At 63.9% G+C, this 15,553-nt stretch carries 16 protein-coding genes and 1 other RNA gene; 5 read left to right on the top strand and 12 right to left on the bottom strand.

Annotation, left to right across the window (positions count from 1 at the left end):
- Positions 1–19 precede the first annotated feature (19 nt).
- The 10 genes from gcvP to ACLEJU_RS24030 all read right to left on the bottom strand — a co-directional run bounded on the left by gcvP (position 20) and on the right by ACLEJU_RS24030 (position 12,497).
- Complete coding sequence (gcvP, locus tag ACLEJU_RS23985; RefSeq protein WP_435423584.1) at positions 20–2,893, bottom strand: aminomethyl-transferring glycine dehydrogenase; 2,874 nt, start codon at positions 2,891–2,893, stop codon at positions 20–22.
- 195 nt (positions 2,894–3,088) lie between these two features.
- Complete coding sequence (gene gcvH, locus ACLEJU_RS23990; protein WP_435423583.1) at positions 3,089–3,472, bottom strand: glycine cleavage system protein GcvH; 384 nt, start codon at positions 3,470–3,472, stop codon at positions 3,089–3,091.
- A 48-nt stretch (positions 3,473–3,520) separates the two neighbouring features.
- A complete protein-coding gene (gene gcvT, locus ACLEJU_RS23995) occupies positions 3,521–4,603 on the bottom strand; it encodes a glycine cleavage system aminomethyltransferase GcvT (RefSeq protein WP_435423582.1) in 1,083 nt (360 codons plus the stop codon).
- A 123-nt stretch (positions 4,604–4,726) separates the two neighbouring features.
- A complete protein-coding gene (locus tag ACLEJU_RS24000; protein ID WP_435423581.1) occupies positions 4,727–6,349 on the bottom strand; it encodes an ABC transporter permease in 1,623 nt (540 codons plus the stop codon).
- Positions 6,350–6,509: 160 nt separating this feature from the next.
- Positions 6,510–7,511, bottom strand: coding sequence for an extracellular solute-binding protein (locus ACLEJU_RS24005; RefSeq protein ID WP_435423580.1), 1,002 nt, complete (start codon positions 7,509–7,511; stop codon positions 6,510–6,512).
- 172 nt (positions 7,512–7,683) lie between these two features.
- Positions 7,684–8,901, bottom strand: coding sequence for a 2-octaprenyl-3-methyl-6-methoxy-1,4-benzoquinol hydroxylase (locus ACLEJU_RS24010; protein ID WP_435423596.1), 1,218 nt, complete (start codon positions 8,899–8,901; stop codon positions 7,684–7,686).
- A 9-nt stretch (positions 8,902–8,910) separates the two neighbouring features.
- Positions 8,911–9,393, bottom strand: a complete 483-nt coding sequence (locus ACLEJU_RS24015; protein WP_159412567.1) for a DUF4442 domain-containing protein — start codon at positions 9,391–9,393, stop codon at positions 8,911–8,913.
- Positions 9,390–10,589, bottom strand: coding sequence for a 2-octaprenyl-6-methoxyphenyl hydroxylase (ubiH, locus tag ACLEJU_RS24020; RefSeq protein WP_435423579.1), 1,200 nt, complete (start codon positions 10,587–10,589; stop codon positions 9,390–9,392). The genes ACLEJU_RS24015 and ubiH overlap by 4 nt, the downstream gene beginning before the upstream one ends.
- Entirely contained in the window at positions 10,586–11,920 is a 1,335-nt protein-coding gene (pepP, locus tag ACLEJU_RS24025) for a Xaa-Pro aminopeptidase (RefSeq protein ID WP_435423578.1), read from the bottom strand. Before pepP ends, ubiH begins: the two co-directional genes overlap by 4 nt.
- Before the next feature lie 22 nt (positions 11,921–11,942).
- On the bottom strand, positions 11,943–12,497 hold the full coding sequence (locus ACLEJU_RS24030; RefSeq protein ID WP_027920874.1) for a YecA/YgfB family protein: 555 nt from the start codon (positions 12,495–12,497) through the stop codon (positions 11,943–11,945).
- Between the two features lie 182 nt (positions 12,498–12,679).
- Between ACLEJU_RS24030 and ACLEJU_RS24035 the strand changes: the two genes are divergently transcribed.
- The 4 genes from ACLEJU_RS24035 to ACLEJU_RS24050 all read left to right on the top strand — a co-directional run bounded on the left by ACLEJU_RS24035 (position 12,680) and on the right by ACLEJU_RS24050 (position 14,041).
- A complete protein-coding gene (locus ACLEJU_RS24035; RefSeq protein ID WP_435423595.1) occupies positions 12,680–12,862 on the top strand; it encodes a TIGR02449 family protein in 183 nt (60 codons plus the stop codon).
- Positions 12,859–13,179 carry a cell division protein ZapA gene (locus ACLEJU_RS24040; RefSeq protein WP_103446188.1) on the top strand — a complete coding sequence of 107 codons (321 nt, stop codon included), beginning with the start codon at positions 12,859–12,861 and terminating at the stop codon, positions 13,177–13,179. The genes ACLEJU_RS24035 and ACLEJU_RS24040 overlap by 4 nt, the downstream gene beginning before the upstream one ends.
- 17 nt (positions 13,180–13,196) lie before the next feature.
- Positions 13,197–13,376, top strand: a non-coding RNA gene (ssrS, locus tag ACLEJU_RS24045) — 6S RNA.
- A 56-nt stretch (positions 13,377–13,432) separates the two neighbouring features.
- Entirely contained in the window at positions 13,433–14,041 is a 609-nt protein-coding gene (locus ACLEJU_RS24050) for a 5-formyltetrahydrofolate cyclo-ligase (RefSeq protein ID WP_435423577.1), read from the top strand.
- A 20-nt stretch (positions 14,042–14,061) separates the two neighbouring features.
- On the opposite strand, the gene ACLEJU_RS24055 is transcribed toward ACLEJU_RS24050, so the two are convergent.
- Entirely contained in the window at positions 14,062–14,211 is a 150-nt protein-coding gene (locus ACLEJU_RS24055) for a hypothetical protein (protein ID WP_165837333.1), read from the bottom strand.
- 178 nt (positions 14,212–14,389) lie between these two features.
- Here ACLEJU_RS24055 and ACLEJU_RS24060 point away from each other — a divergent pair, with 178 nt between their 5' ends.
- Positions 14,390–14,842 carry an EVE domain-containing protein gene (locus ACLEJU_RS24060; RefSeq protein WP_435423576.1) on the top strand — a complete coding sequence of 151 codons (453 nt, stop codon included), beginning with the start codon at positions 14,390–14,392 and terminating at the stop codon, positions 14,840–14,842.
- A 157-nt stretch (positions 14,843–14,999) separates the two neighbouring features.
- Here ACLEJU_RS24060 and ACLEJU_RS24065 read toward each other — a convergent pair whose 3' ends face one another.
- Complete coding sequence (locus ACLEJU_RS24065) at positions 15,000–15,404, bottom strand: flagellar basal body-associated protein FliL (RefSeq protein ID WP_027920870.1); 405 nt, start codon at positions 15,402–15,404, stop codon at positions 15,000–15,002.
- Positions 15,405–15,553: the final 149 nt, after the last annotated feature.

Consider the following 15,553-nt stretch of genomic DNA (forward strand, 5'->3'; position numbering starts at 1 on the left):
GCATTGCGGCCCCAGTTTTTCAGCGGTAAGCCTCCACCGGCACGCAAGCACAGAACAGATTCCTGTCCCCATACACGTTGTCGACCCGGTTCACCGCTGGCCAGTACTTGTGCAGGCGCACGTGGGTGCTGGGCGCTACCGCCTGCTCCAGGCTGTAAGGCCGGTTCCAGGGTGCCAGCACATCGGCCAGGGTATGCGGCGCGTGCTTGAGCGGGTTGTCTTCCGCCGGCCAGTTACCCTCCTGCACCTCGGCAATCTCTGCCCGAATCGCCAGCATCGCCTCGACGAAGCGGTCCAGCTCAGCCTTCGACTCGCTTTCGGTCGGCTCTACCATCAGGGTCCCGGGTACCGGGAATGACATGGTCGGGGCGTGGAAGCCATAGTCCATCAGGCGCTTGGCGACGTCCTCCTCGGTTATGCCGGTCTGCGCCTTCAGTGGCCGCAGGTCGATGATGCACTCATGGGCCACGCGCTGGTTGCGCCCGCGGTACAGCACCGGGAAAGCGCCGCCGAGCTGGCTGGCCAGGTAATTGGCCGAGAGGATCGCCACTTCGCTGGCATCAGCGAGCTGTGGGCCCATCATGGCGATGTACATCCAGCTGATCGGCAGGATGCTCGCACTGCCCCAGGGCGCGGCGCTGACCGCGCTGTTGTTCGGGTCCAGCCCCGGCACCGGTACCACCGGATGGCTGGCGACAAATGGTTTCAGATGAGCACGGATGCCGATAGGCCCCATGCCTGGGCCACCACCGCCATGGGGGATGCAGAACGTCTTGTGCAGGTTCATGTGCGAAACATCGGCACCGATATCCGCAGGTCGCGCCAAGCCGACCTGGGCGTTGAGGTTGGCGCCATCCATGTACACCTGGCCGCCGTGCTGGTGGACGACCTCGCAAATTTCGCGGATGCCCTCTTCGTACACACCATGGGTCGAGGGATAGGTGACCATCAGGCACGACAGCCTGGCCCCGGCGGCATGGGCCTTGGCCTTGAGGTCTTCGAGGTCGACGTTGCCAGCATCGTCGCAATCGACAATCACTACCTCCATGCCCGCCATCTGCGCCGAGGCCGGGTTGGTGCCATGTGCCGAAGACGGAATCAGGCATAGCGTGCGCTGAGGCTCATGGCGGCTGCGGTGATAGCGGGTAATGGCCATGAGCCCGGCGTATTCGCCCTGGGCGCCGGAGTTGGGTTGCATGCAGATGGCGTCGAAGCCGGTAATGGCGCACAACCAGCTTTCCAGCTCGTCGATCATTGCCTTGTAGCCCACGGCCTGTGCGGCGGGCGCAAAGGGGTGAAGCTGGGCGAAAGCAGGCCAGGTGATAGGGATCATCTCACTGGTGGCATTGAGCTTCATGGTGCAGGAGCCGAGCGGGATCATCGACTGGTTCAGCGCCAGGTCCTTGTTTTCCAGCTGCTTGAGGTAGCGCAGCATCTCGGTTTCGCTGTGGTGCAGGTTGAATACCGGGTGGCTGAGGAACGGCGTGCGGCGCACCAGCGCAGCGGGGATGCCTTCGGGCATCGCGTGCTGGTCGAGCGTGGCGATATCCAGGCCATGATCGACGCCCAGGAAAATGTCGAACAGCCGCAGCACGGTGGCTTCATTACAGGTTTCGTCCAGGCTCACGCCCAGATGGCCGCGCCCCAGGATGCGCAGGTTGATGCGGGCGGCCTCGGCACTTTCGATGATCGCCGCCTGCGCGCCGCCGACGTCCAGGGTCAAGGTGTCGAAAAAGTGCTCGTTGAGGCGCTTGATGCCTTTGGCCTCAAGGCCTGCGGCCAGCACGAAGGTCAGCCGGTGCACCCGCTGGGCGATGCGTTGCAGGCCTTCCGGGCCGTGATACACCGCATAGAAACTGGCGATGTTGGCCAGCAGCACCTGGGCGGTGCAGATGTTGGAGTTGGCCTTTTCGCGGCGGATGTGCTGCTCACGCGTTTGCAGGGCCATGCGCAGAGCCGTGTTGCCACGGGCATCGCGCGACACGCCGATGATGCGCCCGGGCATCGCCCGCTTGTAGTCGTCACGGCAGGCGAAATAGGCCGCGTGCGGGCCACCGTAGCCCATCGGTACGCCAAAACGCTGGGTCGAACCCAGCACCACATCGGCTCCGAGCTCACCGGGCGGTGTCAGCATCACCAGGCTGAGCAGGTCGGCGGCCACACAGGCCACGGCCTGCTGGCTATGCAACTGGTCGATCAATGGCCGCAGGTCACGCACTTCGCCGTGGGTATCCGGGTACTGCAGCAAGGCACCGAACACCTGGTGTTTGGCAAGCTTATCCACAGTGTCGACGATCAGCTGGAAGCCGAAGCCTTCAGCGCGGGTTTTCAGTACCGACAAGGTCTGTGGGTGGCAGTGCTCGTCGGCAAAGAAGGCGTTGCTCTGGTTGCGCGCCACTCGCTTGGCCAGGGCCATGGCTTCGGCAGCGGCCGTGGCTTCATCGAGCAACGACGCATTGGCCAGGGCCAGCCCGGTGAGGTCGATGACCATCTGCTGGAAGTTGAGCAGCGCCTCCAGACGGCCTTGGGCGATTTCCGGCTGATAGGGTGTGTAGGCGGTGTACCAGCCGGGGTTCTCCAGCACGTTTCGCAAGATGACCGTGGGCGTGACGGTGCCGTGGTAACCCATGCCGATGAGGCTGGTCCACACCTGGTTCTGTTCGGCGTAGCTGGCGAGCTTGGCCAACGCAGCCTGTTCATCCAGGGCCGGCGGCAGGTCGAGGGGGCGGTTGAGGCGGATGCCTGGCGGCACGGTCTGCTCGATCAGCTCGCTGCGGCTGTTGAGGCCGAGGGTGCTGAGCATCGCCTGCTGCTCCGAGGCATCGGGCCCCAGGTGGCGGCGCAGGAACGGGTTGAGCTCTTGCAGTTGATGCAGGGATGGCGACTGGGACATGTCGACGCTCTCTTCCTAGACCAGGTCTCATGGAGACTTATAAGTCTAGGAAGGATTGCCGCTTTTGCAGGGCTATTGCTGGCGGCGCTTTGCGCCCCTTTCGCGACACAAGGCCGCTCCTGCAAGCGATCGCAGTCTCCTGTAGGAGCGGCCTTGCGTCGCGAAAGGGCTGCATAGCAGCCCCGGGATCTTCGATTACTCGCCGATGGCGGCTTTGTAACCGGCAGCATCCAGCAGCTTGTCCAGCTCCGACTTGTCGCTTGGCTTCAGTTTGAAGATCCACGACTCGTAGGGTTCTTCGTTCAGCGACTCAGGGCTGTCGGCCAGCTCTTCGTTGACCGCGATCACCTCACCGGAAACCGGGGCATAGATGTCGGAGGCGGCCTTGACGGACTCGACCACGCCAGCGGCGTCGCCAGCGCCGAACACCTTGCCAACTTCGGCCAGCTCGACGAATACCACGTCACCCAGCGCTTGCTGGGCGTGGTCGCTGATGCCGACGGTGACAGTGCCATCAGCTTCCAGGCGCGCCCACTCGTGGCTTTCGGCGAAACGCAGATCGGCGGGGATATTGCTCATGTCTTGAATTCCTCGTTTGGGTCAGCGGTTCGGCCCGCCGTTTGATGTTCAGATCAGGATCTTGCCGTGGCGCACGAAGGTCGGTCTGACCACCCGCACCGGGTACCATTTGCCGCGGATCTCGACCTCGGCACGGTCACCGGTCGCCATGGGTACGCGCGCCAAGGCAATGGACTTGCTCAGCGTAGGTGAGAAACTACCACTGGTGATCTCCCCTTCGCCAATCCCGGCTACACGCACCACCTGGTGGGCACGCAGAACGCCGCGCTCTTCCAGCACCAGGCCAACCAGTTTTTCCTGCACGCCGCGCTCGATTTCCGCCAACAGGCCGGTACGGCCAACGAAGTTGCGTTCGGCGGGCTCCCAGGCAATGCACCAACCCAGGTTGGAGGTCAGCGGGGTATGGTTTTCATCGATGTCCTGGCCGTACAGGTTCATGCCGGCTTCCAGGCGGAGAGTGTCGCGCGCACCCAGGCCGCTCGGCGCGATGCCGGCGCCGACCAGGTCATTGAAGAATGCTACAGCCTCATTACCCGGCAAGATGATTTCCAGCCCGTCTTCACCGGTGTAGCCGGTGCGGGCGATGAACCAGTCCCCTTCGGCAACACCTTCGAACGGGCGCAGTTCACGGATCAGCGCGGCGCGGGCCGGGCTCAGCAGCGCGGCGACCTTTTCACGGGCATGAGGGCCCTGGATGGCGAGAATCGCCAGGTCTGGGCGAACGTCGAACGAGGCGCTGAAACCGGCGCTCTGCCGCTGCAGCCAGTCGATGACCTTGGCCCGCGTGGCCGCGTTGGTGACCAGGCGGTAGCCGCCTTGTGTGCGGTAGACGATCAGGTCGTCAATGACCCCGCCGTCTTCGTTGAGCAACGGGCTGTACAACGCCTTGCCGGTGCCGTCGAGACGGGCCACGTCGTTGGCCAGCAGACGTTGCAGCCAGGGCGTGGCGTCATCGCCGGTGATGTCGATGACCGTCATGTGGGAAACATCAAAGACACCGCAGTCGCTGCGCACTTGATGGTGCTCCTCGACCTGCGAGCCATAATGCAGCGGCATGTCCCAGCCGCCGAAATCGACCGTCTTGGCGCCGAGCGCCAGGTGCAAGTCGTACAAAAGCGTGCGCTGTCCCATGGGTTTCTCCTTCCGGGCGTGGCGAAGCGGCGGCGGTCGATGACGTTTAATCGTCAGCTCTTCTTGTAGGACCCGCCGCGCGAATGCCGCGCATTGTAGCCGCAAGGGCGCAAGCTGGCATCCTCAGTCACTGTGACCCGGACGCCGAGCGGAACGGCGAATCAGCCCGATGACCGGCAGCAGCCCTACCAGCACCAAGGTCAGCGCCGGCAACGAGGCGCGCGCCCATTCGCCTTCACTGGTCATCTCGAATACCCTGACCGCCAGTGTGTCCCAGCCAAACGGGCGCATCAGCAAGGTGGCGGGCATCTCCTTGAGCACGTCGACGAACACCAGCAACGCAGCGCTCAAAGCCCCGGGCACCAGCAACGGCAGATACACCTTGAAAAACAAACCCACGCCACCGACGCCGAGACTGCGCGAAGCCTCTGGCAATGAGGGGCGAATACGTTCCAGGCTGCTCTCTAATGGGCCATAGGCCACGGCGATGAAACGCACCAGGTAAGCCAACAGCAAGGCAGCCAAACTGCCCAACAGCATTGGCTTGCCCGCGCCGCCCAACCAGGTCGACAGCGGAATGACCAGCTGATTATCCAGATAACTGAAAGCCAGCATGATCGACACCGCCAGCACCGAACCGGGCAAGGCATAACCCAGGTTGGCCAGGCCAACGCCAGCACGAATGCCGCCCGTCGGCGCCTGACGGCGGGCGAAGGCCAGCAGCAGGGCCACGCAAACGGTGATCAGAGCGGCCATACCGCCCAGGTACAAGGTATGCAGCACCAGGCCGACATACCGCTCGTCCAGATCATGCCGGCCGCGCTGCCAGAACCACGCCAGCAACTGCAGCAGCGGAATGACGAATGCGCAGGCGAATACCAGCAGGCACCAGCCGCTGGCCAGCAGCGCCTTGAACCCGCGCAAGTGGTAGAGCGCCTGCCCGCGCGGTCGCTCGTTACCGCTGCGGGTCGCGCCACGGGCACGACGTTCGCCATACAGCACCAGCATCACCGCCAATAGCAGCAGGCTGGCCAGCTGGGCCGCGCTGGACAGGCTGAAGAACCCGTACCAGGTCTTGTAGATGGCCGTGGTGAAGGTATCGAAGTTGAACACGGCCACTGCGCCGAAATCGGCCAGGGTCTCCATCAGCGCCAAGGCGATACCCGCGCCAATCGCAGGCCGCGCCATCGGCAGCGCCACCCGCCAGAAGGCCTGCAGGGGTGACAGGCCCAGCACCCGCGCGGCCTCCATCAACCCCCTGCCCTGGGCCAGGAACGCCGTACGCGCCAACAGGTAGACATAGGGGTAGAACACCAGCACCAGCACGATGATCACCCCACCCGTAGAGCGTACCCGTGGCAGGCGCATGGGCCCGAACACTTCGCGCAGGGCGCTCTGCACGGGGCCGGAAAAGTCGAGCAGGCCGACGAAGACGAAGGCCAGAACGTAGGCCGGGATGGCGAACGGCAGCATCAACGCCCAGTCGAGCCAGCGCCGGCCGGGGAACTCGCAGAGGCTGGTCAGCCAGGCCAGGCTGACGCCGAGCAGGGTGACGCCGATCCCGACGCCGACCACCAAGGTCGCGGTATTGCCCAGCAGGCGGCCCATCTGGGTATCGAGCAGGTGCGACCAGATCTGCAGGTCGATGGACTGCCAGGACAGCAGCAGCACACTCAGGGGCAAGAGGACCAGGGCGGCGGTCAGGGTGACCGGGAGGTACCAGCGGCGTTGTGGGGTGTGCGGCAAGGTTGAATTCTCGATTGCGATGGCGGCCGCTGCGCGGACGTTCGCGGGTAAACCCGCTCCCACAGGTTCTGCGCCATCCTGAAGGGCGATGGTGTTCCTGTGGGAGCGGGTTTACCCGCGAAAGGGCCCTGACAGGCCCCGGAAGAGCAAAGCCTGCTGCTTAATTCCAGCCAGCCCGATCCATCAGGCGAATGGACTCGGCCTGGCGCTTGCCAGCCACTTCCACCGGCAGGCTATCGGCCTTGAAGCTACCCCAGGCTGCCACTTCATCCGACGGCTTTACCTTCGGGTTGGCCGGAAATTCCTGGTTGATGTCGGCGAACAGCTTCTGCGCTTCCTCGCCAGTCATCCACTCGACCAGCTTCTTGGCGGCTTCCGGGTGCGGTGCATGTTTGGTCAGGCCGATGCCCGACAGGTTGACGTGCACGCCACGGTCACCCTGGTTGGGCCAGAAAATCTTAACCGGCAGTTTCGGGTTCTGGGCATGCAGGCGGCCGTAGTAGTAGGTGTTGACCACGCCCACGTCGCACTGGCCGGCCTCGATGGCCTGGATCACCGAATTATCGTCGGAGAACACATCGGTGGCCAGGTTGCCGACCCAGCCTTTGACGATCTGCTCGGTCTTGGCCTCGCCATGGTTCTCGATCAGCGTGGCGGTCAGCGACTGGTTGTACACCTTCTTCGCGGTGCGCAGGCACAGGCGGCCTTCCCAGTGCTTGTCGGCGAGGGCCTCATAGGTGGTCAGCTCGGCCGGCTTGACCCGCTCGGTGGAGTAGACGATGGTCCGCGCACGCAGGCTCAGGCCGGTCCAGTCATGGGACGAAGCGCGGTACTGCGGGGGGATGTTCTGGTCGATGATGTCCGACTTGATCGGCTGCAGGATGCCCATCTGCTCGGCTTGCCAGAGGTTGCCGGCATCTACGGTGAGCAGCAGGTCGGCCACACCGTTTTCGCCCTCGGCCTTGATGCGCTGCATCAACGGGGCTTCCTTGTCGGTGATGAACTTGACCTTGACCCCGGTCTTGGCGGTGTAGGTATCGAACACAGGCTTGATCAGTTCGTCGATGCGCGAGGAGTACACCACCACTTCGTCCGCCGCCTGGGCAGTGCCGCCGAACAGGGTCAGGGCCAGGGCGGCCAGTAGGGGCTTGCGTGGCAACATGGAAAGCACTCCTCGGATCGTATGAGAGGTGCAAATGGTAGTGAATCCCATTTTCCAGCTCATAATCCGAGCAGTTACCGGATGTTGCAGAGGGATATCACAAGGTCTCAGGCCAGCGCTGTACCTGTGGGCTGGCTTGCCTGCGATGGGCCGCAAAGCGGCCCCCGCGATCTCACGCCTTGGCCAGTTCCGGCAGATCCCCGGTCAACCCTAGCGCCTGGCGCACGAACATCGCCTTGGCCTCCGGCATCTGCTCCACCAGCTTCAACCCGCTGTTACGCAACCAGCGCAACGGCAACGGATTGGCCTGGAACAACCGTTCGAAGCCTTCCATCGCCGCCATCAACGCCAGGTTGTGCGGCATGCGCCGGCGCTCATAACGGCTGAGCACTTTCACATCCGCCAACCGCTCACCACGCTCGCAGGCGCTCTCCAGCACTTCGGCCAGCACCGCGGCGTCAAGGAAGCCCAGGTTGACGCCCTGCCCGGCCAGCGGGTGAATGGTGTGCGCGGCATCGCCGATCAACACCAGCCCTTCGTCCACGTAACGCTTGGCGTGGCGCTGGCGCAACGGCACGCAGACGCGCGGGTCGGCCTCCAGCACGTCCCCCAAACGCCCCTCGAAGGCACGTTCCAGGGCCTTGAGGAAGGCCTGCTCATCCAGTGCCATGATCTGCTCGGCCTGCTCGGGCGTGGTCGACCAGACGATCGAGCACCAGTCCTGCTTGCCGTCACGCGACAGCGGCAGGAACGCCAGCGGCCCCTCATCGGTGAAACGCTGCCAGGCGGTGGCCTGGTGCGCAGCACTGCAGCGCACGCTGGTGACGATTGCGTGATGCAGGTAATCCCATTCGCGGGTCTCGCAGCCGGCCAGCCGGCGCACCGCCGAGTTGGCGCCATCGGCGGCCACCACCAGCGGTGTCCGCAGCTGGCGGCCATCGGCCAGGGTCAGCAGCCATTCGTCACCGGAACGGCGTAACTGCTCCAGGCGGGCATTGGGCAGCAGGCCAATGTCACTGTCGTGCAGGCGCTCCAGCAGACCGTCCTGTACCACCCGGTTCTCGACGATATGGCCGAGCACCTGGGCATGCACGCTGGCTGCCGAGAAATGAATCTGCCCGGTACCGCTGCCGTCCCAAACATGCATATCGGAATACGGCGACACGCGCCGCCCGGCGATACCTTCCCAAGCACCCAGGCGTTCGAGGATGCGCTGGCTGGCTGCCGACAGGGCACTGACCCGTGACTCGAACGGAGCGGCGCCATCGAACGGTTTCACCGACAGCGGGCCGCCATCGAGCAGGAGAATTTCCAGGCCGCTGTGGCGAAGCGCCAGGGCCAGGGCGCTGCCGACCATACCGGCACCGACAATCAACAGATCTGCGCGCATTTCCATGCCTTACGCCTGCCTCGCTTGCGGCTTGAGCCGCACGTATAGGGTTTTATCGACCCGTGCCACCAGCTCGCCGGCTTCGTCACGGATATCGACCTGCACACGCGGCAGGTACTTCTTGCCGGTAGCGGTCTGCTGGCGGATCTCGTCCAGCAGCGCGTCATCGACGTGGAATTCGGCGTACACCGTGCCCTTGCCCGGGGCGATGAAATCGATGCTGGCGGCCTTGTCCCAGACGATGTACTCGCGGCCCAGCTGCTCGATCAGCAGCAGCATGTAGAACGGGTCGACCATCGAGTACAGGCTGCCGCCAAACTGGGTGCCGACATAGTTGCGGTTCCAACGGGTCAGCTTCATGCGTACCTTGACGCTGCGCATGTCAGGGCTGATGTGCTGGATGCGGATACCGGCACCGATGTAGGGCGGGTAGAGGTTCAGCAGCCAGCGCAACATGCGCGCCCGGCGCGCCAGCCTGCGCGGGTTGCTCATGCCTGGCCCCGCGGATCGGGGCGAGTGCCGAGGCCCATGGCCTGGCGGGCGAACCAGCTTTTTGCCGGGGGCAGCAGGTCGAGCCCGAGCAAGCCAATATTGCGCCCGGCCGCCAGCAGCGGCTGGTTGCTGCCGAACAGGCGGGTGACCTGGTCGGAGAAGCCGATGGTCAGGGCCTGGTCGAGACGCTGGCGCTGGTGATAGGCCAACAGGCTGGCAAGATCACCCGGATGCTGCGGGCCGGCCAGCAGCGCATCGGCCAGCGACTGCACGTCACGCAGCGACAGGTTGAAGCCCTGCCCGGCAATCGGATGCAAGCTGTGCGCGGCGTTGCCCAGCACCACCAGATGTGGCCGTACCTGCTCCTGGGCTTCGATCAGCGCCAGCGGGTAGAGATGCCGGGCACCGACCTGGCGCATGGCACCGAGGCGATAGCCAAAGGCATCCTGCAACTCACGCAGGAAGCTGCGCTCGTCGATTTCGGCCAGGCGCCGCGCATCCATCCCCTGCCGCGTCCAGACCAGAGCGCAGCGGTTTTCCGGCAAAGGCAGCAAGGCCATCGGGCCTTGCTCGGTGAAGCGTTCGAAGGCTTGGCCGCAGTGGGCCTCGCCCGGGGTGATATTGGCGATCAGCGCGCTCTGTTCGTAGGGCGTACGGCGCACATGGATACCCAGCTGCTCACGCAGGCCGGAGCGGCCACCGTCAGCCAGCACCGCCAGGTCGCATTCCAGGCTGGTGTCGTCGTCCAGCTGCAGGCGGTAGCCACCTTCGACGGCCTGCATCGCCTTCACTTCGGCCGGGCAGCGCCAGCTCACCACCTCGCTGTCCAGCCCTTGCCACAGGCACTGGCCGAGCCAGGCATTCTCCACCACGTAACCCAGCGCCGGCACGCCCTCCTCCATGGCATCCAGGCGGGTAGCACCGAAACGGCCCCGATCAGAGACCTGGATCTGCCGGATCGGCTCGGCGCGCGGGCTGATGGTTTGCCACAGGCCAAGGTGCTGATAGATCTGCCGGGTGCCGAAAGACAGCGCCGAGGAGCGTGCGTCGTAGCTGGGCTGGAAGCTGTCGCCGGGGGCGAACGGCTCGATCAGCAGGATCTTCCAGCCGCGTGCCTTGGCGCCGGCCTGCAGGGCCAGGGCCAGGCTTGCGCCGACCAGACCGCCACCGATAATCGCCAGGTTGACCCGATTCATGCCGCGTCCTTACGTGCAGCCTGCATCAGCGCCTCGATCTCGGCGACCGTGCGGGGCACGCCCGAGGTCAGAATGTCACAACCTTGCCTGGTCACTACCACGTCGTCCTCGATCCTGATGCCGATGCCGCGCCATTTCTTCGCGACCGACTCGTTGTCGGCGGCGATGTAGATACCCGGCTCTACTGTCAACGCCATGCCAGGCTCCAGCACCCGCCACTCGCCGCCCACCTTGTATTCGCCAACATCGTGCACATCCATGCCCAGCCAGTGCCCGGCACGGTGCATGTAGAAGGCCCGGTAGGCCTCGCTGTCGATCAGCGCCTGCACCTCACCCTTGAGCAAGCCGAGCTGCACCAAGCCTTCGGTGATGACTCGCACGGTCGCCTCGTGGGCGTGGTTCCAGTGCTTGCCCGGGGCGATCTCGGCAAAGGCGGCAGCCTGGGCCTTGAGCACCAGCTCGTAGATGGCCTTCTGCTCGGGCGAAAAACGTCCGCTGACCGGGAAGGTGCGGGTGATATCGCTGGCGTAGCAGTCGATCTCGCACCCGGCATCGATCAATACCAGGTCACCGTCCTTGAGCGGGGCATCGTTCTGCTGGTAGTGCAGGATGCAGCCATTGCGCCCGGCGGCGACGATCGAGCCGTAGGCCGGCATCTTCGCCCCGCCCTTGCGGAACTCGTAGTCCAGCTCGGCTTCCAGGCTGTACTCGTGCAGCCCGGCGCGGCAGGCCTGCATGGCCCGTACATGGGCGCGTGCAGAGATCTCTGCGGCGGCACGCATCACTTTCACTTCCGCGGCCGATTTATACAGGCGCATGTCGTGCAGCAGATGATCCAGCGCAACGAATTCGTTCGGCGGCTGGGCGCCGAGGCGTGCCTTGGAGCGGATCACGTTGATCCAGTCCATCAAGCGGCGGTCGAACTCAGCATTGCTGCCCATGGCGCTGTAGACCCGTTCGCGGCCTTCGATCAGGCCCGGCAGGATCTCGTCGATGTCAGTGATCGGGAAGGCATCGTCCGCGCCAAAGTCACGGACCGCGCCTTCCTGGCCGGCACGCAGCCCGTCCCATTGCTCACGCTCCGGATTGCGCTCGCGGCAGAACAGTACGTACTCGCCGTGCTCGCGGCCAGGGATCAGTGCGATCACCGCCTCTGGTTCGGGAAAGCCGCTGAGGTACTGGAAATCGCTGTCCTGGCGGTACACGTGCTCGACGTCGCGGTTGCGGATGGCAACCGCGGCAGCCGGCAGGATGGCAATGCTGTTGGGGACCATCTGCGCCATCAGCGCCTTGCGCCGACGGGCATACTCGGCCTTGGGTATATGGCTCATGGGCAGAACTACCCCCGGTTTATCAGTGCAGCGAAGGTTTTGGTGCAGGTGCGGCAGGCGCCGCCAGCTCCGTGTACAGCAGCAGCGGTGCGACGCGCAGGTATTCCATGACTTCCATGTAGTCGCTCTCGCCGTCTTCGGATTCTTCGAGTGCTTCCTGGACCTGGGAAATGGCCACGAGGTCCTGCAGCACCTCCTTGGCTTCGGTAGACAGGTCCTTGCCACCGGCGTTCAGGCCAAAGCCGGTGATGAACCCCTGGCACCACTGGCCGAGCGCCTCGGCGCGGTCGGCGAGCGCGGCGTCGTCGCTCGGCAGCAGCAGAACAATGGCCATGTCTTCGCTGTTCAGCTCGCCCTTGACCATCTCTTGCAGGCCGATCAGGGCATTGCGCACGGTGTCGCCGGGTTCGGTTTCCAGCAGTTGGGCGGCGTCGGCCAGCCAGGCCTCGGCATCGAAGCCTGCACCGGCGCAGCTGCGCCCGATCAGCAGGCCGTGCAGCTCGGCAGGGGTGACAGGATGGCCATTGCTCGAGAGGAGCATGGCAAAAGCAACGTAAGGCGATTGAGTATTAGGCATGGTCGGCTAGGCGCCAGACGGCGCATTTGACTAGAATGAAGACCTTGTATCCTAGCACCGGCAGGCGCGCCAAGACCATCGGCACTGGCCGCCGCTGCGCAGGGAGAGGCATCATCGCAGGGTGATTCAACGACGGAGCGAATCGAGTGCAACCCACGCAAGAGAACGACCTGCAAGCGCTGATGAGCCGATTCGAGTTGCTGATTGAACGCGTCGAGCAACTAAAACGGCAAAATGCACTCCTAGTTACTCAGGAAAAATCCTGGCGCGAGGAGCGCGCCCACCTCATCGAAAAGAACGAGATCGCCAAGCGCAAGGTCGAGTCGATGATTTTACGCCTGAAGGCCCTGGAGCAAGACTCATGAGTTCAAGCAATAGCGTCACCGTGCAGATCCTCGACAAGGAGTATTCGATCATCTGCCCGCCGGAAGAGCGCAACAACCTGGTCAGCGCCGCGCGCTACCTGGATGGCAAGATGCGCGAGATCCGCAGCAGCGGCAAGGTGATCGGTGCCGACCGCATTGCGGTCATGGCGGCGTTGAACATCACTCACGAGATGCTGCACCGCCAGGAGGAACGCAGTGACGCGCCAGTGAGTGGCACCAGCCGTGAACAGGTGCGTGACCTGCTGGAACGGGTCGATCAGGCTTTGTCCGACGATGCGGGTACCAAAAACGGCTGAGATTGGTATACTGGCGCCACTCCCTGGGGGATGCGCCAGTCGGTTATGTCCCTGAGCCGATACGCACAACCACGGGGGTTGCACGCTGGGGCCGGTGTGCATGTCCGCCCGACGGAAAGCCTTAACGCCCCCTGCAATCTCCACCTTGAACTTTCGGGTTCAAGGGCTACACCGATAGCGGTCTTATCGGGGAGCCTGATTCTTCCTGCCCAGCGCTCAGCTGGGCAATCCGACACCTGGGATCGCCAGTGCCATGACTGAAACTGCGCCGCTCACCCGCCCCCAGCTTCGTCGCCTGCTTCGCAATGCCCGCCGCGCCCTTACCCCCGCCCAGCAAAACCAGGCTTCACGCGGGCTGTACCGGCAATTGGCGCAGCACCCCTTGTTCCGCCGTGCCCGGCATATCGCTCTGTACCTGCCCAATGACGGTGAAATCGACCCGCGCCTGCTGCTGCGCGAAGCTCAGCGCAGGGGCAAGCACACCTACCTGCCGGTACTGCATGCCTGGCCACGCACGCGTATGGTGTTCCAGCGTTTCGAACAGGGCGAAAAGCTCAAGCGCAACCGCTTCCGTATTCCCGAGCCATTGACCGATCGTCGGCGCCAGCGCCCGATCTGGTCGCTGGACCTGATTCTGCTGCCGCTGGTCGGCTTCGATGAAGTCGGTGGCCGATTGGGCATGGGCGGGGGTTTCTACGACCGCAGCCTGGCCTACCAGGCACGCCGCAAGACCTGGAAGAAACCGCTGCTGCTGGGGCTGGCGCATGAATGCCAGAAGGTCGAGCGACTGGCGCAGGCCAGTTGGGATGTACCACTGCAGGGCACGGTCAGCGACCGTGGCTGGTACCTGGCGCCGAAGTAAGCGGCGTCAGCGAGGGGATATCAGCGTTGCTGCGGGTTGGCGTCGACCGGCGTCTGGTAGGCGGTATCCAGCTTGCGCTCCCAGATGCCCTGGGCATAACCGGTAGTGACCACACCAAGACCAAAGATGAAGACCAGGATCCACAGTAGATCCGGTTTGCGTTGGTTCATCGAAGAATGCCCCCCTAGGCATACGTTCAGGCTCGGCGACCTTCTAGGTGCCGCCGGAGCGTCTAGCTTTAAAATCGGCGCATTTTCCGACAACCTGAGTCTTCACGCAAACGTTGACGCCAACCGGCTGTCGGTTTCGTGCAACAGGTTATTTCAAACCTTTTCAGGAGCAGTATCCATGGCCTATTGGCTGATGAAATCCGAGCCCGATGAGCTCTCGATCGAAGGCTTGGGCCGTCTGGGCGAGGCACGCTGGGATGGCGTACGCAACTACCAGGCGCGCAATTTCATGCGGGCCATGAGCGTAGGCGACGAGTTCTTCTTCTACCACTCCAGCTGCCCGCAACCGGGCATTGCCGGCATCGCCCGCATCACTGCTGCGGCGTACCCGGACCCGACGGCACTGGACCCGGAAAGCCACTACTTCGACGCCAAGGCCAATGCCGAAAAGAACCCTTGGAGCGCGGTAGATGTGGCCCACGTGAAGACCTTCCGCCAAGTGCTGGGGCTGGGCCTGCTGAAGCAGCAGAGTGCGCTGGCAGAGTTGCCGCTGGTGCAGAAAGGCACGCGGTTGTCGGTGATGCCGGTGACTGAAGAGCAGTGGGCGGCGATCATCGCACTGGCGCACTGAGTGCGGGCAATCGCAGTCAACTGTAGGAGCGGCCTTGTGTCGCGAAAGGGCTGCGAAGCAGCCCCGGCATGCTAAGCGGCGAAGCTGAGATCCTAGGGCTGCTGCACAGCTCTTTCGCGACACAAGGCCGCTCAGGGTTCAACTCAGGCAGGTTGAGTTATTGCACAATCAGGTTATTGAACAGGAGATCCTCGACAATCGGCTTGCCCTCTTCCGATTCCATCACCTGCTGCACCTGCTTCAACGCTTCCTGGCGCAGCTTCTCCTTGGCGTCGACGTTGCTCATGCTATCCACCGTCTGCTGGGTGAACAGGGCCACCAGTTGGTTGCGGATCAGCGGCTCCTGGTGCTTGACCGCAGCCGCCGCGGCATCACCGGTCACGCGCAGGGCTACATCGGCCTTGTACACGCGCAGCTTGGGGCTGCCATCGAGGGCGTAGTTGCCAACGAAGGGTGGGCTCAGGGTGATGTAGGAAACTTTCGGCTCCCCTTCCTTGGCTTCTTCGGCCATGGCCGCCGCTGGCAGCATCAGCGCCAGTACCATCAAGATCCACGCTTTCACGAATTCGCTCCTCAAAACAGTTGGCGCCAGCTTTACCCAGCATGCCTCGCAAACCCAAGCACGGGCTTGTGCCAGCACTTATGTCAGCACATCAGGGTGGGGCATGCTCGTTGACCCGGCAGGCGTCCCTCCTACACTTATCGGCCACT

This window comes from Pseudomonas sp. SMN11, from assembly GCF_052041945.1.
Classification (GTDB): Bacteria; Pseudomonadota; Gammaproteobacteria; order Pseudomonadales; family Pseudomonadaceae; genus Aquipseudomonas.